Source organism: Ruegeria sp. HKCCD4884 (assembly GCF_013110855.1).
Lineage (GTDB): Bacteria > Pseudomonadota > Alphaproteobacteria > Rhodobacterales > Rhodobacteraceae > Ruegeria.
In genome coordinates this window covers 279,997-305,972 of record NZ_WVRJ01000001.1, presented here as the reverse complement: position 1 = coordinate 305,972, position 25,976 = coordinate 279,997, and the positions used below count along the sequence as shown (strand labels likewise).

At 55.2% G+C, this 25,976-nt stretch carries 23 protein-coding genes and 1 tRNA gene; 11 read left to right on the top strand and 13 right to left on the bottom strand.

What is annotated here, in order from left to right; genetic code table 11:
* Nucleotides 1-10: 10 nt before the first annotated feature.
* Nucleotides 11-196 carry a hypothetical protein gene (locus tag GS636_RS01430; RefSeq protein WP_050602530.1) on the bottom strand — a complete coding sequence of 62 codons (186 nt, stop codon included), beginning with the start codon at nucleotides 194-196 and terminating at the stop codon, nucleotides 11-13.
* Nucleotides 197-331: 135 nt separating this feature from the next.
* Between GS636_RS01430 and GS636_RS01425 the strand changes: the two genes are divergently transcribed.
* Complete coding sequence (locus GS636_RS01425; protein ID WP_171668199.1) at nucleotides 332-1,354, top strand: LacI family DNA-binding transcriptional regulator; 1,023 nt, start codon at nucleotides 332-334, stop codon at nucleotides 1,352-1,354.
* Between the two features lie 184 nt (nucleotides 1,355-1,538).
* Nucleotides 1,539-2,738, top strand: coding sequence for an integrase arm-type DNA-binding domain-containing protein (locus tag GS636_RS01420; protein WP_171668198.1), 1,200 nt, complete (start codon nucleotides 1,539-1,541; stop codon nucleotides 2,736-2,738).
* Between the two features lie 151 nt (nucleotides 2,739-2,889).
* Here GS636_RS01420 and GS636_RS01415 read toward each other — a convergent pair whose 3' ends face one another.
* A complete protein-coding gene (locus GS636_RS01415; RefSeq protein ID WP_171668197.1) occupies nucleotides 2,890-3,891 on the bottom strand; it encodes an AraC family transcriptional regulator in 1,002 nt (333 codons plus the stop codon).
* A 166-nt stretch (nucleotides 3,892-4,057) separates the two neighbouring features.
* On the opposite strand from GS636_RS01415, the gene GS636_RS01410 reads away from it, so the two are divergent.
* From GS636_RS01410 to GS636_RS01395, 4 genes are all read left to right on the top strand, one after another.
* The gene (locus tag GS636_RS01410; RefSeq protein WP_171668196.1) at nucleotides 4,058-5,437 is read left to right on the top strand and encodes an amidohydrolase family protein; all 1,380 of its coding nucleotides are present in this window, start codon (nucleotides 4,058-4,060) and stop codon (nucleotides 5,435-5,437) included.
* A 68-nt stretch (nucleotides 5,438-5,505) separates the two neighbouring features.
* Nucleotides 5,506-5,904, top strand: coding sequence for a hypothetical protein (locus GS636_RS01405; protein WP_171668195.1), 399 nt, complete (start codon nucleotides 5,506-5,508; stop codon nucleotides 5,902-5,904).
* A 21-nt stretch (nucleotides 5,905-5,925) separates the two neighbouring features.
* Nucleotides 5,926-6,717 (top strand): DUF3299 domain-containing protein, encoded by a 792-nt coding sequence (locus GS636_RS01400; protein ID WP_171668194.1) that lies wholly within the window; start codon nucleotides 5,926-5,928, stop codon nucleotides 6,715-6,717.
* A 157-nt stretch (nucleotides 6,718-6,874) separates the two neighbouring features.
* Nucleotides 6,875-8,110: a carbohydrate porin gene (locus GS636_RS01395; RefSeq protein ID WP_171668193.1), complete on the top strand. Its 1,236-nt coding sequence runs from the start codon at nucleotides 6,875-6,877 to the stop codon at nucleotides 8,108-8,110.
* Between the two features lie 372 nt (nucleotides 8,111-8,482).
* Here GS636_RS01395 and GS636_RS01390 read toward each other — a convergent pair whose 3' ends face one another.
* A complete protein-coding gene (locus tag GS636_RS01390) occupies nucleotides 8,483-10,546 on the bottom strand; it encodes an alkyl/aryl-sulfatase (RefSeq protein ID WP_371808680.1) in 2,064 nt (687 codons plus the stop codon).
* A gap of 423 nt (nucleotides 10,547-10,969) precedes the next feature.
* Nucleotides 10,970-11,785 (bottom strand): terminase small subunit, encoded by an 816-nt coding sequence (locus GS636_RS01385; protein WP_171668192.1) that lies wholly within the window; start codon nucleotides 11,783-11,785, stop codon nucleotides 10,970-10,972.
* A 580-nt stretch (nucleotides 11,786-12,365) separates the two neighbouring features.
* On the opposite strand from GS636_RS01385, the gene GS636_RS01380 reads away from it, so the two are divergent.
* A complete protein-coding gene (locus GS636_RS01380; protein WP_171668191.1) occupies nucleotides 12,366-12,674 on the top strand; it encodes a helix-turn-helix domain-containing protein in 309 nt (102 codons plus the stop codon).
* 242 nt (nucleotides 12,675-12,916) lie between these two features.
* Here GS636_RS01380 and GS636_RS01375 read toward each other — a convergent pair.
* The 6 genes from GS636_RS01375 to GS636_RS01350 all read right to left on the bottom strand — a co-directional run bounded on the left by GS636_RS01375 (nucleotide 12,917) and on the right by GS636_RS01350 (nucleotide 18,461).
* A tRNA-Gly gene (locus GS636_RS01375) sits at nucleotides 12,917-12,990 on the bottom strand.
* A 70-nt stretch (nucleotides 12,991-13,060) separates the two neighbouring features.
* Entirely contained in the window at nucleotides 13,061-13,888 is an 828-nt protein-coding gene (locus GS636_RS01370) for a polyphosphate kinase 2 family protein (RefSeq protein ID WP_171668190.1), read from the bottom strand.
* Nucleotides 13,889-14,009: 121 nt separating this feature from the next.
* Nucleotides 14,010-15,071, bottom strand: a complete 1,062-nt coding sequence (locus tag GS636_RS01365; protein ID WP_171089932.1) for a methyltetrahydrofolate cobalamin methyltransferase — start codon at nucleotides 15,069-15,071, stop codon at nucleotides 14,010-14,012.
* A gap of 9 nt (nucleotides 15,072-15,080) precedes the next feature.
* Nucleotides 15,081-16,007, bottom strand: a complete 927-nt coding sequence (locus tag GS636_RS01360; RefSeq protein WP_171646930.1) for a methylenetetrahydrofolate reductase — start codon at nucleotides 16,005-16,007, stop codon at nucleotides 15,081-15,083.
* Nucleotides 16,008-16,031: 24 nt separating this feature from the next.
* Nucleotides 16,032-16,328 carry a virulence factor gene (locus GS636_RS01355; protein WP_171089927.1) on the bottom strand — a complete coding sequence of 99 codons (297 nt, stop codon included), beginning with the start codon at nucleotides 16,326-16,328 and terminating at the stop codon, nucleotides 16,032-16,034.
* A 246-nt stretch (nucleotides 16,329-16,574) separates the two neighbouring features.
* Entirely contained in the window at nucleotides 16,575-18,461 is a 1,887-nt protein-coding gene (locus GS636_RS01350; protein WP_171668189.1) for a PhoX family phosphatase, read from the bottom strand.
* Between the two features lie 181 nt (nucleotides 18,462-18,642).
* Between GS636_RS01350 and GS636_RS01345 the strand changes: the two genes are divergently transcribed.
* The gene (locus tag GS636_RS01345; RefSeq protein ID WP_171668188.1) at nucleotides 18,643-19,755 is read left to right on the top strand and encodes a Ppx/GppA phosphatase family protein; all 1,113 of its coding nucleotides are present in this window, start codon (nucleotides 18,643-18,645) and stop codon (nucleotides 19,753-19,755) included.
* Nucleotides 19,755-20,477 (top strand): RlmE family RNA methyltransferase, encoded by a 723-nt coding sequence (locus GS636_RS01340; RefSeq protein WP_171089921.1) that lies wholly within the window; start codon nucleotides 19,755-19,757, stop codon nucleotides 20,475-20,477. The genes GS636_RS01345 and GS636_RS01340 overlap by 1 nt, the downstream gene beginning before the upstream one ends.
* Here the strand turns inward: GS636_RS01340 and GS636_RS01335 are convergent.
* From GS636_RS01335 to GS636_RS01325, 3 genes are all read right to left on the bottom strand, one after another.
* On the bottom strand, nucleotides 20,474-20,665 hold the full coding sequence (locus tag GS636_RS01335; protein ID WP_171183099.1) for a hypothetical protein: 192 nt from the start codon (nucleotides 20,663-20,665) through the stop codon (nucleotides 20,474-20,476). The genes GS636_RS01340 and GS636_RS01335 overlap by 4 nt on opposite strands.
* 87 nt (nucleotides 20,666-20,752) lie before the next feature.
* Nucleotides 20,753-22,648: a multiheme c-type cytochrome gene (locus tag GS636_RS01330; RefSeq protein ID WP_171668187.1), complete on the bottom strand. Its 1,896-nt coding sequence runs from the start codon at nucleotides 22,646-22,648 to the stop codon at nucleotides 20,753-20,755.
* Entirely contained in the window at nucleotides 22,645-23,511 is an 867-nt protein-coding gene (locus GS636_RS01325; RefSeq protein WP_171183096.1) for a YihY/virulence factor BrkB family protein, read from the bottom strand. Before GS636_RS01325 ends, GS636_RS01330 begins: the two co-directional genes overlap by 4 nt.
* A 170-nt stretch (nucleotides 23,512-23,681) precedes the next feature.
* Here GS636_RS01325 and GS636_RS01320 point away from each other — a divergent pair, with 170 nt between their 5' ends.
* Nucleotides 23,682-24,767 (top strand): AI-2E family transporter, encoded by a 1,086-nt coding sequence (locus tag GS636_RS01320; RefSeq protein WP_171668186.1) that lies wholly within the window; start codon nucleotides 23,682-23,684, stop codon nucleotides 24,765-24,767.
* 3 nt (nucleotides 24,768-24,770) lie between these two features.
* Nucleotides 24,771-25,883 (top strand): acetoin utilization protein AcuC, encoded by a 1,113-nt coding sequence (locus GS636_RS01315; protein WP_171668185.1) that lies wholly within the window; start codon nucleotides 24,771-24,773, stop codon nucleotides 25,881-25,883.
* Nucleotides 25,884-25,976 lie beyond the last annotated feature (93 nt).

The following is a 25,976-nucleotide window of genomic DNA, read 5'->3' as shown; positions in this document are numbered from 1 at the left end:
AAGCAAAAGTTCAGCTGCCGTCTGTTGCGTCGCGGTCAGCCTCCTTTTTCAGAATTGCGACAACGAACAAGATCGACGCCGCGAACAGAACCAACATCTCTCCTACGTCCCCAAGAAACGCACTGTTCGCATAGGCACCCAAGGCGACGTTGGCGAAATAGATCGCAAAAACGACGGCTGATGCAGCAACAAACATTTCAGGGCTCCCTACAGAATCGGCTCTCCAATCCATTTGTAAGCGCTTACATGATAAATGCAAGCGCTTACATCTCCACTTTCAAAGTCCTTAAAAAACGCATAACTTAGGGCAAACGGAATTATGAGTTTGAAAATGTCAAAACATAGATCCGCTCCGACGTTGGATGACGTCGCCAAGGCTGCGGGTGTTTCAACTGCCACGGTATCGCGGTGCCTGAACAATCCGCAGCAGGTCGTCGAGGCGACGCGGAGGCGTGTTTTATCTGCGGTCGACGCTTTGGGATATACCCCGAACTTTGCTGCGCGTGTGATGGCGGCGAAACGATCTTTTACGATCGGAGCAATCATTCCAACGATGGAAAACGCCATTTTTGCGCGGGGTTTGCAAGCTTTTCAGGAGGAAATTCACAAACGCGGATACACGCTGCTGGTATCCAGCTCTGCCTACAAACCCGAAGTCGAACAAGAACAGATCCGAACCCTTGTGGCCCGTGGCGCGGATGCGCTTTTGCTGATTGGCCATGATCGCGATGAACGAATTTATGACTATCTGGAACGTCAAAGGGTGCCAGCTTTGGTTGCCTGGTCGTTCAGTCCGAACAACCGCACGCCATCAGTTGGATTCGACAACCGGCAAGCCATGAAAATCCTGGCTCAGCAGGTCATTGGACTGGGTCACACACGTCTTGCAACGATTTCGGGCTTTAGCAAGGGAAACGATCGCGCTCGGCTGAGAATTGAAGGTATCCAGGATGCGATGACTGAAAACGGTCTGGCGTCCGATGATCTGATCGTTGAGGAAACTACTTATGAAATCGAAAACGGGGCCGAGGCATTCAGGGACCTCATGTATCACGCGCGCGCGCCTACAGCAGTTCTTTGTGGCAACGACGTTCTGGCCGTAGGGGCCATGCGACAAGCCCAAGAGATGGGGCTGCGTGTACCTGACGATGTCTCGATCACTGGGTTTGACGACATCGAACTGGCCCGTATCGTTTCCCCCGCCCTTACGACAGTTCACGTCCCCCATCGCGAGATGGGTCAAAAAGCAGCGCTGGAGTTGATTCACATGATCGAAACAAACGCGCCCGGTCGTTCTGTGGAACTGTCTACAAGACTGATATGCCGCGCGTCCTTACAGGCAGCGACAGGATAAGCGAGGCGAACATTTTTCCGGAGGTTTGGAGCGGGTAGCGCGCACCATGTTGCTGTTGCAACATGTTGCAAATCGAACGTACCCCCTTGTCCATGTTGCATTTTGCGAATTTGACTTGTAGCAACTTGTGTCAACATGTTGCAAATCAACTCACCGCAAGTGTGGGGCAGAATGTGGGGCAGATATGGCAAGAGGCAACAACCGGCTTTCCGCAACTCAAGTAAAGAACGCGCCGCCCGGCAGCGTTGTGCAGGACGGCGGCGGCCTATCCCTAAAGCGCTCTCAGAGCGGCGGGCGGTGGACATTCCGTTTTCAGATCAACGGTAAGCGGCGAGATATGGGCTTGGGCTCTTACCCTGACATGTCCCTGTCTGATGCGCGCAAAGAACGGTCGAAGTGGGCCGCTTTCGCGGAACGCGGCGAAGATCCGATTGCAGAGCGTGAGCGCCAGCGCCTTGAGGAAGAGAACGGCCAGAACGACCCGACGTTTGAGGAAATGGCGCAACTGGTGTTCGATGGGCGCAAGGAGCGCCTGCGCGGCGACGGCAAGCGCGGCATGTGGTTTTCCCCGCTCAAGAACCACGTAATCCCAAAGATCGGCAATCGCAGAATCAGCACCCTGCACCAGCGCGATATTCACGATGCCTTGAAGCCGATCTGGCGCACCAAACACGAGACTGCCGACAAGGCGATGTACCGCACTCGCATGGTTCTGCGGCAGGCAAAGTTGATGGGCTATGAGGCGGAACCGTTCATCTGTGACGCGGCCCGTCACATGCTGGGTTACGTGGAGCGCGTTCAAAAGCCCCTGCCCGCAACGCCTTGGCAAGAGATCCCTGATCTGTATGCGCGGCTGGATCAACACCACCCCTCTTACCTGGCTCTGCGTTTCACGATCCTGACGGCGGCGCGCGGGATGCCAGTGCGAGGGGCTCGATTCGATGAGATTGACGGCGACGTGTGGACGGTGCCGAAAGAGAGGATGAAAGGCGAACGAGGCAAAGTGCAGGATTTCCGCATCCCTCTATCGACCGAGGCCATGAACGTGGTTGAGATTTGCCGCGAATTGCGCCGCAATGACTTCCTGTTTCCAAGCCCGAGGACGAACAAAGGCGTCAGCGACGTTGCCATGGCGAAGGTACTGAACCACCTGAATGAAATGGGTCGCATACACGGTTTCCGGTCGTCGTTCAGGATGTGGATTCAGGACAATGAAACGGCAAGTTTCGAAACCGCGGAAACGGCCTTAGCCCATGCCATCGGCAATAAGGTGGAGCGGTCCTATGCGCGCTCAGATCTGCTGGATAAGCGACGCGTCCTCATGCAGAAATGGGCCGATTTCGTAACCCAGACCGAAAGCAAGATATTGCAGCTTCGCGGTTAAATAGGCAGCGGCTCGGTTCGTTTACGACACAATTTTTGTGTACTCTGGGGGCAAGACCTGAAAACAAGCATATTTTCAACTGCATCTTCAAACCAAATAGCGGACGTTCGTCAAAATTTGGGCTGTGACCGAGTTGCGGACAAAGCCGCCGTCAATTTTTCGAGTTCTGCCGGAACTTTCCGGGCGGTATTCCTGTCCATCGCTTGAAAGTGCGTGAGAAACTGGCTGGCTCAGGAAATCCGACCAGACTACCCACTTGTGGCAGTTCCAGATCGCTGTTTAGCAACAGCGCCTGCGCGCGTATCTTTCGTCGTTCATCTATCCGCCTATGAAGGGACGTTCCCTCTTTTGAGAGCGCACGTCTCAGCTTGCTGGGGCTGAGTGAAGTCAGCTTACAAAACCTTTCGAGTGAAACGTCTTGCTGATCAAGGTAAAGGTCGATCAGACGGTCCAGTTGTGAAAGAAAAGCGTCGGCGCGTTCTGCATCGGGCAGCTTCTGGCCTTTAACGGATCGAAGTCCAAGCAGCAACCAAGCAGCGGGAAACTCAAACTTGGCGCCCATGCGGTTCCCGCGTTTTACCGTCATTTGGTTCCGATATGTGTTCGGGACTGTTTTGGGATCGCATATTGTGATTTTGAACTCTTTTGGTTGCCATTCGTCTTTGCAGCACGCGCGGCACAGGCTCATCATAAAACCTGCGTAGTATCCCTCTGCTTGCCTTGGGAGTGACGTTGGCTCGAATGTGCGGAGCGAGTTCAACTCTGCGGTCGTCCCATTTGTTTTCAGTTCATAGGTTGCCATGCTGGAGAGACGCGCAACATCTACGACCAAAGATGTGAGCAGCTCGCCGAGCGTAGCGCCATCAAAATTGAGGACACGCATGTTCGGCAGGGTATCGACAGCCGCGAAGGCGCCAATCTCAAAACCAAAATGTGGATTACCGATTGCTTTGGCCAAGTCATCGAGCAGATCGTACCAAAGCTGCCCGATCATGAACGCTTCACCTCTGCGGATGTCGTCATAACTCAATCCAGTTTTGGCAAGGAAAGGCTCTACTGAAATACCTTGCTCCAGTGCTTTGCTCAGGAACGGCTGAGCCATGACGCAGGACACAACCGGCAGAACTGATTTTGTGGTTTTGATTTTAGACATGGCTCACAATCCGGTTAACAATTCTGCTCATATTTTTTTAAAGATGCGCAGTACCGTTAATGACAAACTGTTTGATTTAAAAGAGACTGAGGGATGATGAAGCTCCGCTAAAGCCCACGCGACGGGTGTGCGGTCAGGCCACATAGCTCGTTTCTGGGAGGAAATCATGAGGGCAACTTTTGCCACTTTTGCTCTTTGCGTTTGTTTTTTTGCCACCTTTGCCGGAGCGCAAGAAGAGGACTTTCCGATCCTCTTTACCAATGTCCATGTTTTTGATGGAGTGAATGAACAGCGCATTGAGAATGCAAACGTCCTCGTCGTGGACAACCTAATCGTAGAGGTCTCGAGCGAACCGCTGGCGGTTGCGAATGCTCAAATCATAGATGGCGGTGGGCGTACGCTTATGCCGGGGCTAATCGATAGTCACGTACATATCAACATGTACAAGGATGGCACACTTCCGGATCTTGCAAACACCACGTGGGAGGAAATCGGCGCCCGTGCTGCTGCCTTTGGTCAGGAAATGCTGGCAATGGGGTTTACGACGATTCGTGACATGTGCGGCGCTCATGACGGTCTCAAACGAGTGATTGATCAAGGATTGCTACCGGGGCCGCGTATCTACCTTGCCGGTGGCTGTATCGGTCAGACCAGTGGTCACGGCGACTGGGGCTTGGCGGGCCAGCGGAAAGGTGAGAGCAACCTTGAAATGCTTGAGCTCACTAGAACCGTAGATGGACGCGCTGAAGTTCTGGAGGCAGGTCGTCGCAATTTTGCACTGGGCGCGCACTTCTTGAAAATTATGGTTAGCGGCGGTGTGACGTCAATCAAAGACCCGCTCTTTCTTTCGGGTTTCACTGATGATGAGATCCGTGCGGCGGTTGAGACGGCCGAAGACTGGAACAGCTATGTCGCGATGCATGTCTTTGTGGACTACGATCTTGACCGCGCGCTGGACCTTGGCGTCATGGTTGTTGACCATGGGTTGACCATCAAAGAGCCGACGATGCAGAAGATGGTTGAGAAAGGTGCTTTCTTTTCGCCAAACCTCACGGCGCTCGCGTCCGAAGCATTGGCGCACCCGATGCACCAGGATCCGTCATTTCCGCCAACCGCAAAATTTATGTCGCTGCGAGAAGACAGCAAGCAGCTCACTGATCTGATAAAGAAGTACCGGCCCAAGATGGTGTTCAACTCGGACTATGTCCTGCTGACCGGTGTTCCTTACCGGCAGTCCATGGACTTTACCAAGTTCCATGTTGCACGTGAGTTCGGAAACCTTTGGGCGCTGCAGATGATGACCTCAATCGGTGGTGAGCTTGCCGAGTTCACTGGCCTGTCCAACCCTTATTCCGAGGGCAAGTTGGGCGTCATCGAGGAAGGCGCCTATGCTGATATTCTGATCGTCGACGGCAATCCGCTAGAAGATATCATGGTAATCGGCGCCAATGAAAAGTGGTTCGACGCCGAACCACGCGGACAGGACGTGCCATCGATCCGGATGATCATGAAAGATGGCGTGATCTACAAAAACACACTCGATTGAGTGTCGCGCGGGGTGAATTTACCTCGACACCCCGCGCACAAAATCTCTCTGCGGAAACGGAGCAAACAGTGATCCGGAAGCAAATAGTGTCTTGTTGCGTGCTGGGGATTGGCGTCTCAGCTGCATTCTCAGAGGAAGTCAAAAGCCGCTACTATCTGGGCATCGGAGAGCCAAATCCAGACGCATGGCAGATCATGGTCGACAACCCCACCGGCCGCGAAAAGGACATAGGGGTCGCAGTTGCCGCATTAGGCAGCGAGATGATCGGCTATTTCTGGGGCCTCGCCGATGGCAAGAAATATGTCACCCTGCGCCTGCCGGACGATCCGGGGATTGTGAAAGCCGTATATGTTTCGCGTCTGAGCCAGGGCGTTCTGAAAGACTACAGGTTCATCGAACTGGTGACGAGCGCCGACATTGCCAACGCGTTTGAGCCTGTGCCGGATTTTGCCACTCCGGTTGAATGAAAAAGATAAGGGCGTAGCCGCATGAACGAGAAATTCAGATCGTGGAACTTAGGACGTGTTTTTAGGCGGATTACCACCCCTTTGTTACTGTCTCTTTTCGCGGGTGCATCGGCGTCTGAACCGCTTGAAATCACATGGCCCGATCTTATCGACCAGGCGGCCCAAACTTATGAAGACCCGTTTCGCGACTTACCGTTTGATCAACTGCAAGCGCTCCGCACTTTCGTAAGATTGCAAATGGATCTCACGTCGAGTGCCGTATCCGCTGACGAGAGGTCTGATTTGGAGGCGCGCCTGACAAAAGTAGAGGCTGAACTGGCATCTGCCGATATTGATGCAAAGTGGTTGATATCCCAGCGCTGGATCGTTGCTGATCGAAGAGAAACTGCAAGCCGCGCCGGAAATACAGATTTAGATGCCGTGAATATCAAACTTGGCGGATTTGCCATCCCGGCGCCACCTGAAGAGGACGGAACGCGTACCGCCTACTTGGTGCCAGAACGCGGCATGTGCAGCCATACGCCACCCCCTCCGGCAAACCAGTTGATCCGGTTGACGCTCGGTGATGACTGGTCGCCCTCCATGATGCACGAACCGGTTGTGGTCAGCGGACATCTGACAATAGACCCAACAGAACGGCAATTGCTTGTCGTCGACGGACTTCAGGTACTGAACGCCACCTTCTCATTGGATGTCGATGACGTGCAGACCTTTGTCGATCAGCGACCAGCTGCAACGCAATCTAACACATTGGCCAAGGCGCTAGCAAAAAAGAGGCGCGATCAGGTAAGTTCCGGTGAAGCCAATAACTGAGACTGTTCAAAGAGTATCTCACGCCTGCATTCTCACAGTGCGGACGTCTTGTCCCGTCCCGGCGGAGGCAGAAGAGCAGAACTGCGCGAGGCGCTGGCGCCAACAAAAGTCAATATTGTTCTGGCAAAGTGATCTTTGGACACTTTTCTGCCGGCGTTTGAAACGCCTTGTTCTCGCAGGTCTAGCAATTCTTCAGACGGCTTATCCAGCGTTTTCCGAGGACGCCAACAAGCTGGAGGCCGCAGCGCAGGCTTCACTGGGTGGCCCCGGATCTGCCATAGCCCAGCAAGAAATCGACCGTTTGCGCCGGTTGGAGGATTCGCGTTGGCCGGGGTTGGATCGGGCTATCGATCCGGCTGAAACTGCGCTGGGTCGCCTGAAGGAAAACACTGGCCTAACCCTCAGTTTCGATTTTCAAGCCTTGTATCAGCGGACCTCTCATAGTCTTACCGGGCAGGACGAAGCGGCCTCGGGGCAGGTCAGGATGATCGGAACGTGGGAATTGGCGAACCGAGGCGGCGAAAACTCCGGCAGTCTTGTTTTCATCCTGGAGAATCGGCACAGGCTGGGGCAGCCCATTGCGCCCTCGGCCCTACCGGCACAGATCGGGTATCAGGGTGTCACCGGGGTGACCTTTGGCGACACAAACACAACCTTGTCAGTCGCTTACTGGCAGCAGGCTTTGGCCGGGGGCCGCGCTGGTCTTGCGGTGGGTAGGATTGATCCGGGGGACTATTCGGACATCCTTGGTTACGTGAACCCACGAACAACCTTTTCAAACTACTCGATCCTATTCAGCCCGGTCCTTCCAATCCCTGATCCCGGCTTTGGTATTGCCGGAGGCGGATATATGACCGACCAGATCTATCTGTTTGGAATGGTTTCGGACGCAAACGGCTCGCTCACGGATATCGAGTGGTTTCCTGGGGGAGCGGAGTTCTACAAATATGCTGAGATCGGCTGGACGCCCGAACGCTCCAAACGTTTCCTGACCAACGTGCATCTGGGCGTGTTCCACGCCGATGAGCGTACACAGGCTGGGGTGCCGAAGACCTACGGAGCTACACTCTCGGCCAACCATACTTTTGACAATCAGCTGATGATCTTTGGACGAGTGGGATGGTCAAACGGGGGTGGTTCGCTGGCTAAGCGAGCCGTCAATGCAGGCCTTTTGTGGCGACCTGGCACGTATGACGACCTCTTCGGCCTGGCCACCACGGTTGCCGAACTGACGACACCGGGCCTGTCAAACCAAACAACCATCGAAGCTTTCTACCGACTTGACTTGGCCGATAATCTGGCGGTGACGGCTGATGTGCAATATCTCAAGAACCCTGGATCAAATACGGACGACCCGCTGGTTTTCGGGCTGCGACTGAGGGTTAATTTGTAACACTATTTAGCTGAAATAGCCGTCCCGACCCATTTTGATCGGAACTGCCGGAGGTGGCAGGTGAGTGGGCCACCCCCAACCAACCGAGATGAGAATAGTTTCAGACACCCAACGTCTCCAAATTGATCAGCCATCATCCAGGACCCGCCACGGTTACCTAGATTCAAAGGTATGCTAAGGAGTGTGAACTACCGAATGCTCTTGTAGTATCCCGACCGCGAGGAAATAGCCGCTTTGGGCTCAAAGCAGTCTTTCGTCGCGTAATGCATCAATGACCGCTGTGCGGACTTAGCTGCCGTTGGCAATCTAGTCATTAGCAAAAGACAGGGAAACTGAGGCAAGGTGACATAGTACACCTTGCCTTAAGCTGAGTTATTCGGGGATTGTCGCGCCGGGAACAGCCTCATACGCATTGGACGCCACGACTTGGGCCTCCCCAGCCGCGGTACCTGGCAAGATCTCGAACAATGGGTCAAAGTCTACCATGGTTGAGGCAAGCTGTGAGAGAACGTTGGCATCGCCTTCAATCTTAGCAGTGCCATCTGCAATCTGCTGCTCCAGCTCTACCGCACCCATCATTGTCATTTCGAGGTCTGAGCGATTGATCACAAGCGTCAGGTCTGGATCGTTCGCTTGATACCCCTCGATATTGGTCAAGGTGGCATTTTCCAGTTCGATGATGAACTTCTCCCCATTGTCCGGTGTTACCAAGTTGATGGTGAACCGCATGCCTTCGGCTTTGCGGCTGTCCATCTTGATGCCGAGGTAGTTCAGGAACAGCTCTGTGGACATTGCGCGGATTACGTCGGGGCTTGTCGAGCTAAGCACCGGCGCATCTGAGATGCCGGAGCGCAGTTCATAAGCACCTGACAAGAAGCTGTTCCGCAATCCGGGATTTTCTTGTTGGTAGCCAAGCTGTTCATAGCAATCTGCCAAGAGATCACGGGCTAGCTGATTATCATTTTCAGCCAGGAAAAGCCTGTTCAGGATTTCGACAGCCATCTTGTACTCACCCGCACCAAAAAGTTCCTGCCCTTTGGCCATGATCTTGTCCGATCCGCCCATCATATCGACATAGAGCGGCGCTGAGTCTTCCGGAGACGGCGGGATAAGTGTCGCGGGATTGGCATCCCAAAACCCGAGGTACCGCTGGATTACCCCTCGGCTGTTGTGCTCGGGCGAGCCGTGATAGCCGCGGCAATGCCATTCGTTCTGCAAGCTCTTGGGCATCTCGTATACGTTTTGGATCTGGTTGATCGTTACGCCCTGATTGGCAAAGTGCAGCACCTGATTATTGAAATGCGCGTACATGTCGCGCTGCGCCCGCATGATCTCTTGAATGCGGTCGTTGCCCCATCGAGGCCAATGGTGCGATTGGAACATCACCTCTGCTTCTTCGCCAAATAGGTGCAACGCACGCGAGATGTACTTAGACCAGCGCAGCGGATCACGCACCGGCGCGCCGCGTAGGGTGTAAATGTTGTGCAATGTGCCGGTAATATTCTCGGCCATCCAGAGGGCCTTCATATCAGGAATGTACGTATTCATATTGGAAGGCGCTTCTGTGCCCGGTGTGTTTTGGAAGACCATTCGCACGCCATCGACGTCGATGTATTCGATGTCTTCTTCGATGATCTTTGTCGGTGCGATCAGCCCAAGAGCGCCCAGCGAAACGCGATGACCTAGACCCTGACCGGCAAAGCCAAACGGGTTAATAGGAAGCTGTTGTCCATACTGGTAGGACAAGCGGCGGTTCATCGCGTTACCAGCGTAGACGTTTTCAGAAATTGTGAACTGCATGAAGTCGCGGGGCGCGATAATTTCTACCTTGCCCGCGCGTACGTCGGCTTCGTCAACTATCCCGCGGACGCCACCCCAGTGATCTCCATGTGAATGCGAATAGATAACGGCTGTGACTGGAAGGCCATCACCGACATGTTCTTGAAAAAGGTTCCACGCTGCGCGAGCAGGCTCAGTCGTGAGAAGCGGATCGATGACAATCCATCCGTTATCCCCACGTACGAAGGAAACATCGGATAAATCCAATCCGCGCACCTGATATATGCCTGGTACCACCTCATAGAGGCCATAGTTCTGATTGAGCCGTGAGACACGTTGCAAAGAAGGGTGAATGCTCGGCCAGTCCTTGTCCTCGTCGAAAAAGCGGAAGCTCGCCATGTCCCAAGCAATATTGCCCGCATCCGCCATTATTTCGTCTTCGGGCATTGCCGCGATAAAACCACGAGCCTGCTCGTCGAAATCGCGGGTATCTGAGAATGGCAGCGCATCCCGCGCTTCGGCTAGGATTTTCAAAGTGTGCTCGGACGGTGCTTTGCCTTTTGGATGAAAGTGCCCCTCGGCAGGTGCGACGCTCTGAGCTTGCGCGGAACCTTCCTCTGAAAGGAACGTTGGCGCTACTGCAAATGCTGCGCCCACAGCGGGAACTGATTTCATGAAGTCACGTCGGGTCGTCATAAGCAATCTCCTCCCAATTGCTTTAGAATTGGAGAAAACTGCGGCAAATGAAGTTTCGGCGCTTTGATCTATGACAATCAAATTTGAATTTTGGAATGTCAGGTTTGGGCTCTAAGCCGTCATAAGACGGTTTCTATCGGATGACAGGTTCTCATGCTGAGCGGTCATTACTCGGTAGATTCCTTCAACTGCGCTGTCGTGATTCAAGGGCGACAGGAGGATTATCCATATCGCATCTGTTCTCGCCCGATCACGAGGGTCTTAACCGCATCAATATCATTTTCCCGAAACCAAGCGGCGTTGCTGGGCTCCACAACCTCAAGGTTCTCAGCGGTACCATCCATTTCACCAGCAACGGCCTGCGATGCAGGGCGCACTAGCCAATTAGTTACTTTCGTTGCTGGGATTGACAGGCACTGCGTTGCCTGCGCCCATCATGCGCTGAACGAGGCGGTCGAGCGGGCTGACCTCTTCTGCATCGACCTTGCCTGCGAACATGCCGTAGTGCTTGGCGATGTTCTCAAGGGCCTTGGTGCGGTCCTGCATCTTGATTTCGACACCCTGCTTGGTTTCCTTCACGCCATCGAACAGGAGGCGCGCAGCGGGGCTGAGCTTGCGGGTATCGGCCATGCGGGTGATTTCCATCCCCATGCCAGAACACTCGGGACAGGCTGGGTTTGGTGGATCTGTGAGGCGATACCCGTAGCCGCCTGCATCGTCAGGGATGCGAGGATCCACGATCTGACCAGCCATTGCCGCGTCGCGCTCTTTGTCGTCATGGAACTTCGAGAAGATCACTTCGGCCTTGCGCTCCAAGAACTCCCGTTCTGTTTTCCACTGGTACTGATGGTCGATGCCGTAGCAGTAGCGGCAGGGCGCGATGATGTGCTGTGTTAGCTCGTTGGGGTCTGCGAGGGCGATTTGCGTCCAGAGGTTCACAATGCCCTCTGCATCCAGCATGGCCTTGCTCTCGACCTGTTTGCGGCCCTCTGCGATAGCGCGGGCAACCTTAGCATTACTTAGCAATTTGGATGCGGTGACTTCCGCTGACCCTTCTGCATATCCGGCGCTGATTGCAGCCTTTTTCCCGTTCGGATCAGCAAGGTAGGCAAGCACAAAGGCCCGCTGACGCGGGTTCAGGTCGAATTGATCGAGCCAGGTTGTGTCTGCCAAGGCTGGATTGTCGGTTGTGCTGCTCATTCCGGGGGCGGTGCCTCTTGCGCCTCAAGATCGACCGCAGGATAGGCGCAAACTCTGCGTTAAGCAACAAAATGTAAACGCAAAAACCCTATCATCATCATCAATGTATTTGTTTACTTGTTACTTTAGTGGCTCCTGCTTGGCTCCTGTTGTGGCTCTTACTTGGCTCCGCATGTAAATATTATTTATTTTAAACAGGTAGTTATTTGGCTCTTACTTGGCTCCCGCGCTGGCTCCGACCCTCACATCATGAAAATTGTAAACGTGTTCACTTTGTTGTTGCATAGTGCAACATGTATACTTTACAAATGAGGCCAAGGAGTACACGCATGGAAAAGGTCATTGATCGAGAAAATGTCGAGCCCTGAGATTGCGATCCACCTATGCAGCAAAGAGTGGAAATGGCACTCATCAAACGGATCATCCCCAAAAATGTTCATCGAGCCTGCAGCTCTCAACCGGTACTACGCAACCACCCACAATGCCCAATTGGCAGGCTCAAAGGCAAATCCGGTTCACTGCACACCAAACCCGATAGAAACCGCTAATACGGGCTCCACAATGACCCCAAAGATCGATCATGAAAATACGCATTAAAGAAATCCGGCAAGCCAAAGGGCTTACTCAGGACGAACTTGCAGTGAAGGTTGATTTATCTCGATCTTATTTGGCGCAATTGGAAAAGGGGAAACGTCCACTCACCACCAAGAAGCAGGCCATTATTGCCGCAGCCCTTGATGTGGAGCCAACTGAGCTTGTAGATTTCAGCGCACCCGACAAAGACGAAGAGGTGCTTCTTCTCGAGGCGTTCCGTGCCCTTTCCCCCGAACAGCGAAAAGCTTGGCTCGAATGGGCGAAAGTAGCTAAGGGATCCGCCCTGGATAAATAGTAAACGTTCTACACACCATGCCAATCGGATCAACCGATCTTGTGCACAGAAAAAAACGGCAAATCGTATAGTCACCGGGGCACGGGCTGCAAGATGGTGAAGGTCGAAGATCTGGAAAAGCTGATCGAAGGAAAGGCCGCATAATCGGCAGGTATTAAAACTCAGATGTGGGGCAGAATGTGGGGCAGCTTCGGTTGCCCCATTTTTTTATTGTTACTTTATTTGAGCTTAGCTGTATTTTATGGAGCGGGTAGCGGGAATCGAACCCGCGCGTTCAGCTTGGGAAGCTGACAGGCTACCATTACATCATACCCGCCGCGTCCTGTGGAATATCACCAGTGCGGACAGAGGTTCAACCCGGCACGGGACAGATCAGGCGTAAATTATCACTCTGTCCGGGCGCGCAGGCTGTCGATCAACGATTGGTCAACGTCCAGCGCTTCTCCGGCGGCTTCCAAAGTTCGTTTGTCCAAGTGCTGCGGGTTCATGTCAACGCCATCAGAAAACGCATCAACAATGGCTTGCATCGCCTTGATACGCGCATGTTTCTTGTTGTTCGCAGGAATGACGTGCCAGGGGGCCAACTCGGTTGAGGTACGCGCCAGCATTTCGTCAACAGCGACCTCGGCAACATCCCATTTCTCACGATTTCGGAAGTCTTCATAGGTCAGCTTCCAGCGCTTCAAAGGGTTTGTCAGCCTTTCGGTAAACCGGCGCATCTGTTCATCCTGCGAGATATGAAAGAACAGTTTGACGATCCGCGTGCCGTCATCAACAAGCATCCTCTCGAAATCGTTGATTTCCTGATAGGCAGCGCGCCAGCGTTCTTCCGGCGTCAGTTTTTCAATCCGTTCGACCAGAACCCGACCGTACCAGCTGCGGTCAAAAGCCGAGATCGCACCCGCAGGCGGTAATCGTTCCCAAAACCGCAAAAGATAGTGCCGGTTGAGGTAGTAGTTTCGCGGGGCTCCGATGGGCCAAACCTTGAAACTGCGCGGGTCCAGCGCTTGGCTGATCCGGCGAATAGTTCCCCCTTTTCCTGCAGCATCCCATCCTTCAAAGACCAAAACACCCTTGAGGCCATGAAACAGATACGCTTGTTGAATTCTGGCAAGCTTGGCTTGTAAATCGATCAGCTGATCAAAATAATCCTTCTTATTGAGACGCTTAGTCAGGTCTGCATCCGAAAGTTTCGGGGGATGATGTTTGCTCATGGTGCCACCTGATCTTTGTGCGAATGATCCAGCTATTGTGAAACCTTCTGCGCAATCGACATTGATCAGAGTCAAAAAGGCCGGGCACTGGGCCCGGCCTTTGGTGTCAAATTAGATCCGTTCAGGCGCGACGGCGGCGGCCACCACCGCGACGGCCACCGGCCGCACCTGCAGCACCGGCTTCGTCAGGCGCTTTGTTGAACCGGATCCACTCGCCGCCATGCGGGTCGTTATTGGTCAGCAGGTTGGCGGCGCGAATGGCCTCCATCTCTTTACCAGCGCGCGGCTTGGTCGAACCCAAACCGAACATCTGTACAAAAGCTTCGTCATCCATGCCTTCAGGCAGAATGATGCCAGCTGCGGCTACGGCTTCTTTCTTCTCGGCGATCTTTTTCTGTGTCACCGGCAACGCGACCGGGTTCATGATGGCCGAGGTCATACCAGCGCCCATTGCCATCGGCAGGAAAGCGTTGTTGATGCCGTGACGGTTCGGCAGACCAAACGAGATGTTCGAGGCACCGCAGGTGGTGTTCACGCCCAGCTCTTCGCGCAAACGACGGACCAGAGCAAACACTTGTTGACCGGCCGTCGCCATCGCACCAATCGGCATGACCAGCGGGTCTACGACGATGTCATGTGCTGGGATGCCGAAGTCAGCAGCACGCTCAACGATTTTCTTGGCAACGTCAAAGCGGACATCGGGATCTTCTGAGATACCGGTGTCATCGTTCGAGATCGCCACAACCGGTACGTTGTACTTTTTGACCAGCGGCAGAACCAGTTCCAGCCGCTCTTCTTCGCCAGTGACCGAGTTCAGCAGCGGGCGGCCTTCTGCGGCCTCAAGGCCGGCTTCCAGAGCGCCCGGAACCGACGAGTCGATGCACAACGGAACTTCAACCAGACCCTGCACCAGCTCGACGATCTTGCGCATCAGCGGCGGCTCGGTCTCGTTTGGGTTGGGGTTCGAGTTGTAGACAACGCCTGCGTTGATATCGAGAACGGTTGCACCAGCCATCACCTGCGCCAGCGCGTCTTTCTCAACGGTCGAGAAATCGCCCGCTTCCAGCTCGGCCGCCAGTTTCTTGCGGCCGGTTGGGTTGATCCGCTCACCGATCACACAGAACGGTTCGTCAAAGCCCAGAACGGCGGTTTTTGTTTTTGATTCTACGACTGTACGGGTCATGTCCGTTCCTTAGGAGTTTACAGGCTTTGCCGAAGCGCCGCCGTTATTAATCGCCCAGTTGGCGTTGGTCTTGATTCCACCCAGCGGGAAGAAGTGCACGTTGGTGATATTGAAATCCGGGTTGGCTGCTTTGTGCTCGGCCAATTCGGTGATCACGTCGGTCGGCTCATACGGCAGCAGCAGCTTGGACACGTCCATGGCGCGTTTCTGCAGAACTTTCAGCGACGGGCCAACGCCACACGCAATGGCAAACTTGATCAGCGTTTGCAGCTTGGCCGGACCCGCGATGCCGATATGGATCGGCAGATCGATACCAGCTTCTTTCAGGCTGTCAGCCCATGCGATGATCGGTTTGGCGTCAAAGGCAAACTGTGTCGCCAAAGCCATTTCCGCATCGGTGGTTTCCGAGAACTTTTGCTTCCAACGCAGCGCGTCGTCCACATTCTTGGTCGAACCGTCGGGGTCGATATCCTTGTTGCCTTCCGGGTGACCGGCAACGTGCAATCGCTTAAAGCCCGCCTTGTCGAACAGACCAGTCTCCAACAATTGCATCGAGCTGTCGAAATCACCATGCGGGTTGGCAACGCCACCGGCCAGCAGCAACGCCTGATCAACGCCGGCTTCGCCCTGATACATCGAAATCCAGTTTTCCAGCGTCGCCGCGTCTTTGATGATCCGCGCCGGGAAATGCGGCATCACCGGATAGCCTTCGGCCGCGATGCGCTTGGCGGTCTTGACCATGTCCTCAATCGGGGTGCCCTCGATATGAGCGATATAGACGCGCGTGCCTTCGGGCAGCAGCGCGCGGAAATCGTCGACCTTTTCAGCGGTACGCGGCATCACCTCGATCGAATAGCCTTGCAAAAAGGCTTCGACGGTTGGGTTCACAGGGCCGGTTTCGACCGCATCACGTTTTTTGAAGTTCAGCAAAGCCATTTCGGCCTCCCTTAAAATCTGGGCTTACGCCCAACCGTCATTGGCGATCAGCGCTTTGATGCGGTCCTGATCGTATTCTGTTTCCAGACGCACCGCCTCGGTCTCGGCAATCTCGGCGGGATCGCCATCTACTGCAAAGGGTGCGGCTTTGCGCCATTCGGCCAGGTAGGCATCACTGTCCTTGGCGTTCACCTTCATGGCAGCCCGGTCGATGGCTTGCTCGAACCGTTCTTCCAACTGCCGCTTTGCGCCACGACGGCCTTTGCCGACGATGACCTGAGCGGGAATGTCGCGCCAATACACGATTGTGACGTCAGGCATTGCTGTGATTCCTCCTAACCCGATGGGCCGGTTCTAAACTTCAAACTTAGCTTTGGTCGGTCGGTTTTCGACACACGACGCTTTTCCAGCGACCTTTTTGCCAAAGCTAGCCAAGGGCGCTTTTACACAAACAAACCACAGACGCGCATATCATAATTCTCAACGTCACTATGAAAGCGCTGCATAAAACGCAAAAACCCCAGACGGAGTTATCCGTCCAGGGCGGTATTTCAAAGGTCAGTCGGTTTAGCCGACCAGACCACCATCTTCGCGTGCCACCGCGATGATCGCCGAACGCGGTACTGCATCACCGCCTTCGGGCCAGTGGCTGTTGCCGTCCTCGCCTGGGTGCTGGATGCCCACGAACATGGTGCGGCGATCCGGTGACCAGCTGAGGCCGGTGATCTCACACTCATTCGGGCCGACAAGGAAACGGCGGATTTCACCGGTGACCGGGTCACCTGCCAGCATCTGGTTGTTGCCCTGCCCTTCGAAGTCGCCTTCGTTGCCATAGTTGCCATCGGTTTGGATCCACAGCAGGCCATTGCTGTCGAATTTCAGACCGTCGGGCGAGTTGAACATGTTGTCGGCATTAACGTTGTCAGACCCACCGTAGGCATCCTGATGCACGCTGGGGTTGCCCGCCAGCACATACAGATCCCAAGCAAAGCCCGAAGCGGTATGATCACCACCTTCAGGACGCCAGCGCACGATCTGGCCGTAGTTGTTGGCCTCACGCGGGTTCGGACCGTTGACCGAGGTGTCATCACCACCGGCATTCGGTTTGACGCCTCGGTTCTTGTTGTTGGTCAGACAGCAGTAAACCTCGGCCACGTTCGGGTTAGCAGCAACCCACTCCGGGCGGTCCATGGTGGTCGCGCCTACGGCAGAACCGGCCTGACGGGTGTGGATGCTGATTTCAGCTTGCGAAGCCAAACCAGTTGTCTCAGGCGTCAGATCCAGCCATTCGCCCGTGCCGTCGTCATTGAACTTGGCAACAGACAAGGTGCCGTTTTCCAGCAAGGCGTTGGTGTCAACGCCAGCGGCGTAAACGCCATCCGAAACAAAGCGATACAGGAACTCGCCACGTTCATCGTCGCCCATGTACACAACAACACGACCGTCATTGTTCACCACCGACTCGGCGTTTTCGTGCTTGAAACGGCCAAGGGCGGTCAGCTTGCGCGGGGTCGAGGTTGGATCGGTCGGGTCGATCTCGACCACATAGCCGGCGCGGTTTGGTTCGTTGGGGTTTTTCGACACGTCGAACCGATCATCGATCTTGGCCCAGCCATAGCCCCAATCTTTCGACGAGACGCCATAGCGTTTGAGCTCCGCACTGACCTCATGGTTTTCGTCTTCTGCCGAGAAGTAGCCATTAAAGTTTTCTTCACAGGCCAGGTAGGTGCCCCAAGGGGTCATACCGTTGCCGCAGTTGTTCCAGGTCCCTTTCGAGGTTGTGCCTGTCGGGTCCGCGGCGGTTTTCATCAAATCATGAGCAGCCGCAGGGCCGGTGATCGTCATATCGGTCTGCGGTGTGATACGACGGTTGTACGGGCTGTCCTTGACGATGCCCCATGTGCCGTCCGTGTTGGCAATCTCGACCACAGTCACGCCATGCGCCATCATACCCTTGGCAACATCGTCGTCCGAGGCCGCCTTGGCATCGGGGTTGTTGCCCCAAAGAATGTCACGGTTGGTATATTCGTTGTTTACGACCAGCAGCACGTGGCCATCATGGAAGAACACGTCCTGACCGTCGGTGTTGTCGCCAAATGCACGCTCTTGGCTGGCAGCAGTGCCACGGGTCGCGTTATCGAACTCGGGCGCGTCAGACCACAGCGGGTCGCCCCAACGCACCATGACCTCGGCTTTGTAGCCCGGAGGTACAATCACGTCGTCTGCAGTGGACACAGGGATCGCCTCGAACGAGAACCGGTCAGCTGCCGCACGTGCGCCCGAAGGAATCAGTGCGCCACCAACGGCTGTAAAGCTTCCCATCGCAAGAACACCGCCCAGGAATCCGCGACGTGACAAGGCGCGCTCGACCACTCGGTCAAATTCACATTCTTCAGGACGTGGGTTTACGACCTCATCATATTCATCGAAGGAAAGGGTGCGTTCGTCTTTCATGGCAATCTCCGTATCTGGCTGAAAGCTGGTAGAGAATCCCGTATCGGGGATCCCGCGTGGGGATCGCATTCCAGTATGAACGCTGTGTGACACTCACGTTAATTTCAAAATTGAAATCACTTGCGCGTCGGCGATCCCCCGCCTAGGGTCAAATTAACTCGAAAATCGGAGGGCGTGACGAATGGCGCCCAAGCGTCCCAAAGGTGCGAGCGCGTTCCCGAAGGCGGTTGAAAGCCCCGCGCCGGCAAGACCCGATCCAGATGCGCTCTATGCGGCGCTGGATCTGGGGACAAATAGTTGCCGCATGTTGATTGCCCAACCCAAGGGGAGCGGGTTCCATGTGGTCGACAGCTTCTCCAAATCCGTGCAACTGGGCTCGGGTTTGGAACGCACCGGACGGCTGTCGCGGGCGTCCATGTCGCGTACCGTGCAAGCACTTCGGATCTGTCAGCAAAAGCTGAAGCGCAACAAGGTCAAACGCATGCGTTTGATTGCAACAGAAGCCTGCCGTCGCGCCAAGAATTCGCGTGAGTTCATCCGGCAGGTGAAGCGCGAGACCGGGCTTACTTTGGAAATTATCCAGCCCGAGGAAGAAGCGCGTCTGGCGGTGATCTCCTGCGCGCCGCTGGTTTCGACGAAAACCGAACAACTGCTGGTCGTCGACATCGGTGGCGGTTCGACCGAACTGGTATGGATCGACATCTCGTCCGTTCCGCGCCGTGATCGCCCGGCTGCAATCATGCGCTTGCACAACGGGTTTCACACTGCCGACAGCCCTTTTCCTGCGGCAAAAGTCGTGGATTGGATCAGTGTTCCCCTTGGCGTGGCCACGTTGCGCGACCAATTCCATGACGTGGAAGATGATGCCGCCCGCTTCGCCCTTATGAGCTGGTATTTTGAAGAAAATCTGGCCGATTTTGCACCCTACAAAGACGAACAAACCCGCGAAGGGTTTCAGATCGTTGGAACGAGCGGCACGGTGACAACCGTCGCGGCCTCGCATCTGGGGCTCAAGCGCTATGACCGGACCAAAGTGGACGGTCTGCGCATGACCAGCGATCAGATTGACAAAGTCATACGCGGGTATTTAGAACTCGGCCCTCACGGGCGACGCCGGGATCCTCGGATTGGGGACGACAGGCAGGCCCTGATCATGTCCGGCTCGGCCATTTTGCAGGCATTGCTACGCTGTTGGCCCACTGATCGCCTTTCCGTGGCGGATCGTGGGCTGCGCGAGGGTCTGCTTTATGCACAGATGAGCGCGGACGGAGTATTGGAAGACGGACCGTTCTGATGGCGAAGACACCAACTGGTAAAAACAACTCGGGCCGCGGGCAGCGCGACCTGAAGGTCAAGGTTAAAACCGCGCGCGGGCGCAAGCTCAGCTCGACCCGGTGGCTTGAACGACAGTTGAACGACCCGTATGTCAAACGCGCTCAGGCCGAAGGGTACCGCGGGCGCGCGGCTTTTAAGATACTGGAACTGGACGATAAATTCAGGTTTCTCGTACCGGGTGCGCGCGTCGTGGATTTGGGCTGTGCACCCGGAGGCTGGCTGCAAGTCGCGGTTAAACGCGTAAACGCCCTGGGCGAGAAAAGCGGTAAACGGATCGGCACTGTTTTGGGCGTCGACCTGCAAGAAGTCGAACCCGTTGCTGGAGCAACCGCCCATGTTCTGGATTTCATGGAAGACGACGCCGACGTAAAAGTCAAAGAATGGCTTGGCGGCAAGGCCGACGTTGTGATGTCAGACATGGCCGCTGCGTCTTCGGGCCACAAACAGACAGACCATTTGCGCATCATGGCCCTGTGCGAAACGGCGGCTTACTTTGCGTTTGATGTGTTGGAAGAAGGTGGCACCTTCGTAGCCAAGGTTCTGGCAGGAGGCGCCGAGGGCGATTTGCAAAAGCTGTTGAAGCAGAAATTCCAGAAAGTCGCCAACGTGAAACCTCCTGCTTCACGCTCGGACAGTTCCGAAAAATTTGTTGTGGCAACAGGGTTTCGCGGCGGAGATTAATCCTCGAGACGAATACGATCTTCGGTCAGGCACTGCGCACGGAAAGAGGCGTTTGCCATGCCCTGCAACATCAACGCTTCTCCATGTGACACGTATACTGGTGCGCGTCCGCGCAGCTCTTCTATGCGTTGGGCAAGTGAAACCGAACTGACACCCACAGTTGGTCGCTTTTTCGCATCATTGGACATGTTTCACCTCTGAACAGCACACTCATCCCGTCCGTAACGTGAAATTTTGCCCTGAAAATGGAGCAATTCGGGCGGGGATGTGCCGGATCAGGGACCAAGCTGTTGCGACAATTGCCGAAGGTTCGGGTCGTTTGGTAGCAGGTTCAGCGCCTCACGCAGCACAGCGCGCGCGGCATCGGGACCGCGATTGATATGCGCCAGTTGCACCAACATGGGCCACGCCTCGCCCCTTTGCGGGTCCAAAGTTACGACTTCGCGAAACGCCAGCTCGGCTGCTGGCGCGTTGCGCAGTGTCAAAGCCATACCTCCCAGAACAAGATGGGTTTCCGGGAAATCCAATCGGTTCGCAATTGCCTGCTGCCATTCTGACATGCCCTGCCCGGCCAGCGATTGTTGCTGAGGTGACAGAGCTTGCGGTGGTATCGTCAGGAACTCTTTCGCGGCAGCAATACGTACATTGCGCAACGGGTCTGACAACAAAGGCTCCAAACGCTGCACCTGCTCAACTGGGTTGGCCTGACGCTGCAGAGCAGCTGCATTGGCGCGGATCAAGGGGTCATCCTCTTGCAGCAATGACGAAGTCGCCGCGGCCAAGTCCGGGGAAGCGAAGGGTTGCAGCAAGTAGGCCGCTGTTGCCCGCACGATTCCGGCATTGGATGGGTCCATCGCAACGGCCAGCAAACCTTCGGGCGTGTCCAACCTGCCTTCAGCAGCGGCATTGAAAACCGTCCCAAAATGCAGGCCACGATGAGCGGCATCCGGGAACCACTCTTCAATCTGATTGGCCGCCCAGCCCTGATCCCGATCTTCATGACAGTCGGTACAGGCATCGACGCCCAGCCCCAGATCAGGCCGTGGGATGCGGAAGCTGTGATCGCGGCGCCCATCGACGCCCATATAAACCCTTTCAATCATATGGCAGCTTTTGCACTGCGCGCCGTCACTGTTTTCAGGATGATGATGATGCGCTGGCGTATCGTATTCTTTTGCTGTGAGCGTCGGGAAGTCCGGGTTCCCCGCCGGAGAATGACACTGCGTGCAAACACCGTTTCCTTCCGCTTTCAGTTCAGCGCTGTGGGGTTCGTGGCAGTTCATGCACCCAACGCCTTGCGCGTACATCTTGGATTGCAGGAACGAACCGTAGACATACACCTCATCCAATATCTGCCCGTCCGGGTGGTACGATCCGGGGCGCAACAGGGCCAGGTTATAGGCGTCGTGATAGGGCGTGCCGGGCATAGGGTTGCCATCGCCATGCGCCTCGCGCCGGGAATGGCACCCGGCACATTGCTGGATTTCCGACTCGGTTTGTCCCTTGCCCCAGTTCATCAGAAATCCTGCTGGTCCCAGGTCTTCTGAAATGACCTGTCCTTTCACCCAATCTATGTGAACAGAGCCAGGACCATGACAGGCCTCACACCCCACGCCGATTTCAACCTGTTGCGACGCATAGGATCGGGTTTCAGCGGAATAGTTCTTTTCGAACCCAGTGGCGTGGCACTCGGCGCAGCGACCGTTCCAATTTTTGTAAGGGCCAGTCCAATGCAACCCGTCATCCGGCGGCAAATCCTGATCGGGATAGAGATGAAACCACTCCTTGCGTTCCGTATCCCAGACCACGTCAAAGCTTTGTAAACGCCCCGGTTCGGTTTCAAACAGGTACTGCTGCAACGGCTCGATCCCGACGACAGAATGCACGTCATAGTCTGTTGCTACACCGTCCTTTTCGGTGACGCGGGCCGTATAACTGTCTGCGTCTTTTCCGAACTCGACTGTCATCCCATCAAGGTCAAATCGGGTTCCGTCAAAATCTGCAACCAGCGCGCCGTCATCCACTTTTGTCCAGGCCAGCGCATGGTGAGAGGTTGCCCAGGCTTCAGCTTCTTGCTGGTGGCAGTCGATACATTGATCTGAGCCTACATAGTCTTGGGCCTGCGCCCCACCGGCCAGCAGCAAGCAGAAAGTAAGAACAAAGGACCTCATGCCTTATCTCCGTCTGCTGCGTTGTTCAGGTCCATCAAAGCGCCGTTGTATTCTGCACCAAGGATCAGCATCGCCGAACACAGATACAAAAAGATCAAAGCGGCCATCGCACCAGCCAGCCCCGCATAGGTGGCGCTGTAGGTGGCGAATTGGCTGATGTAGATCGAAAACGCCCATCCACCTGCCGTCCATAATGCCAAAGTCAGCACCACTCCGGGCAGAATTTGCGAAAGCTTATGCCGACGGGTCGGCAGGATGAGATGGGCCAGAAGAACCGTGCCAGCTGGCACCCCCACCGTGAATGTCCAGCGCAGGCGATCGACCGAAAACCATTGCGTTACGGCTACGTCAGTGTGCTCAGCCACCAGATTGGTGTAGACCGGCAAAATCACTTCTACCGCGGCGATGACCAGAATAGCTGCACCCCCAAGTATAACCAGCACCAGACACAGCAGCCGGGTTTTCCAAAACGGCCAGCTGTCCTGATCGTGATAGGCTTGGTTCATGGCGGCGCGCACTGCTGCCACGCCGTTCGACGCAAAATAGATCGCCAGAAGACCACCCAACGTAATGACACCTGTGCCCGACCCGGCCAAAACCGCGCGTAGTTCAGCCACTATTGGATCTGCCACATCCTTGGGCCACGCGCCGAAAATCAACTCGATCAACTCATCGGTCACATAGCCTTGCGAAAGTGAACCGGCCAAGGCAACAGTGAACAGCACAAATGGAAAGAGTGCCATCATCAACGACATGGCGACATGGCTGCTCATGACGGGTCCATTTTTTCTGCCGAACCGGCGTAGCGCCAGCCACAGGGCCTGAACCAGTCGGCCGAATAGAGGATTCGCAGGTTTGGTCATCCTTCAACCCTAACCCACCGGAAAAAAACACAGAACCCGTCATCGGTATCAAATCGAAAAATGCGGTTAATCGCGTTGGTGAACGCATTGCATCCGACCGATTGCGCGTGCAGGATTACGCAGCACAATACCTCGAAGGCGCAGGCATCGTCGAACGAACAGGAAGGCAAATGACCCCGGATCAAAGTAACACCGATGTTCGACCCAGGTTGCGCCTGTCAGCGGTGCGCGACACATGTATCGTCGCGACTCTGATTGTCGTGGGTCTCTATGCCGGGGCGACGTTTTTGATTCCGCTGGCCATGGCGCTGCTTGTCAACGTTCTGATCCTCGCGCTTAGTGACCGGGTTTCAGCATTAACGCGCGCGCCGGTCTGGCTGGCCAATATTGCCGGCGTCACTGTGGTTTTAGCTGGTTTGTTCATGATTATGTACGTCCTGGGAAGCCAGGCCACACAGTTTGCACGGTCGATCAGCACTTATGAAAATCAGTTCGACGGCGCGGTGGAACGCATCACAGGACTGGTTGGAAATGACGTCACCAGGTTCATTCGGGACAATCTGGTCAATATTGACATGAATTTCATAGGTCGCCTGCTTCTGGGCAGCGCCACATCATTGCTGAACCAGTTCTTTCTCATCAGCCTCTATGTCGCCTTTCTGATGGCTGAACGTCTGGCTTTTCGCAAAAAGATCCAACTCGCCGCCGGAGATCCGAAGACCGGAGCTGAGTTTGCAACCATGCTGGATGCAATCTCGGTCAGCCTGCAGCGCTATGTTGGGGTTAAAACGCTGATCAGCCTAATTACCGCAGGCATCAGCTATACCGTGTTTCGCGCTTTAGGGCTGGAATACGCGGAAACTTGGGCGGTTTTGACCTTTGCGCTGAATTTCATCCCTTCCATCGGGTCAATCATCGCCGTGTTCTTTCCTGCCATGATCGCGTTGGTTCAGTTCGAAACCATCGGTCCGTTTCTGGTCATTGTTTTTGGCTGTGGGACACTGCAGTTTTTGATCGGCAATTTTCTGGACCCCGCGATGCTGGGACGCTCGCTAAACATGTCGGCATTTCTGGTTATTCTGGCCCTGACATTCTGGACAACTGTATGGGGCCTTATCGGTGCATTCCTGAGCGTTCCGATGACAGTGTGTATCCTGATTGTCTTTAGCCATATTCCTGCGTTGCGCCCGGTTGCCATCATGATGTCCCTGGATGGCAGATTGGGCGAGGATGATCGTCAGACCCCTGCCCGTTAAATCATGCAGAGTCCTATTTTCATCGGATCGGAAATCTACAGAAACTCCACCTACGGCTCGAAACACCCGCTGGCCATACCGCGGGTTTCCACCGTTATCGACCTGTGCCGCACGCTGGGTTGGCTGACGCCTGAAAACTATCGCGTCAGCCCCTGCGCCAAACCCAGTGCGTTAGAGACGTTTCATGCCCCGGATTACATCGCCGCACTGCAAAAGGCGGAACAGGAACAGTACGTGTCGGACCAAACGCGTGATCGTTACGCGCTGGGCACTTTGTCGAACCCGGTTTTTCCTGAAATGTATCGACGCCCTGCCACGGCTGCAGGGGGCTCCATGCTAGCAGCGGAGCTCATCCGCGACGGCGGTATCGTTTTTAACCCGGCGGGTGGAACACATCATGGGCTGGCAGATCGGGCCAACGGGTTTTGTTACCTCAATGATCCAGTCCTGGCGATCCAGACCCTGTTGAATGCGGGGCTCGACCGTGTGGTCTATGTCGACATTGATGCCCATCACTGTGACGGGGTTGAGGTTGCGTTTCATGGATCAACAAACCTGCGTATGATTTCCATGCACGAAGCGCGGCGATGGCCTTTTACCGGTACTCTAGACGATGACGCAGGCGGGGCCGCTTTCAACCTTCCGGTTGCCCGAGGCCTGAACGACAATGAATTTAGCGCGATCCTGGACGAACTGATCCTTCCTGCCACGGCAGCCTTCAAGCCGCAGGCCATCATCCTGCAATGCGGTGCGGATGCCGTGACAGAGGATCCTTTGTCGCGTTTGACCTTGTCCAACTCTTCGCACTGGAACGCGGTCGCCGCGCTAAAGGAACTCGCACCCCGATTTCTGGTGCTGGGCGGTGGCGGATACAATCCGTGGTCCGTCGGGCGGTTGTGGACCGGAGTGTGGGCCACTCTGAACGAGTTCGACATTCCCGATAGGCTAGACATAGACACCCAAGCAATTCTACGTGCGTTGACCTGGAACCGGTCGGCAGGCCGGAACCCACCCTCGCACTGGTTGGACACGCTGCGGGACATTCCTAATTTCGGGCCGATCCAAGATGAACTGAAACAGGACTTGCGCCGATTAGCCGCGCGGATTTCGTGGTAGATCGTCTGAATGAACATTGCTAACATACGGGCGTCACGACAGATTTTCTGCTCTCAGCCCTTTTTTTGAACAACCACGTTGCTGACGCCGAAT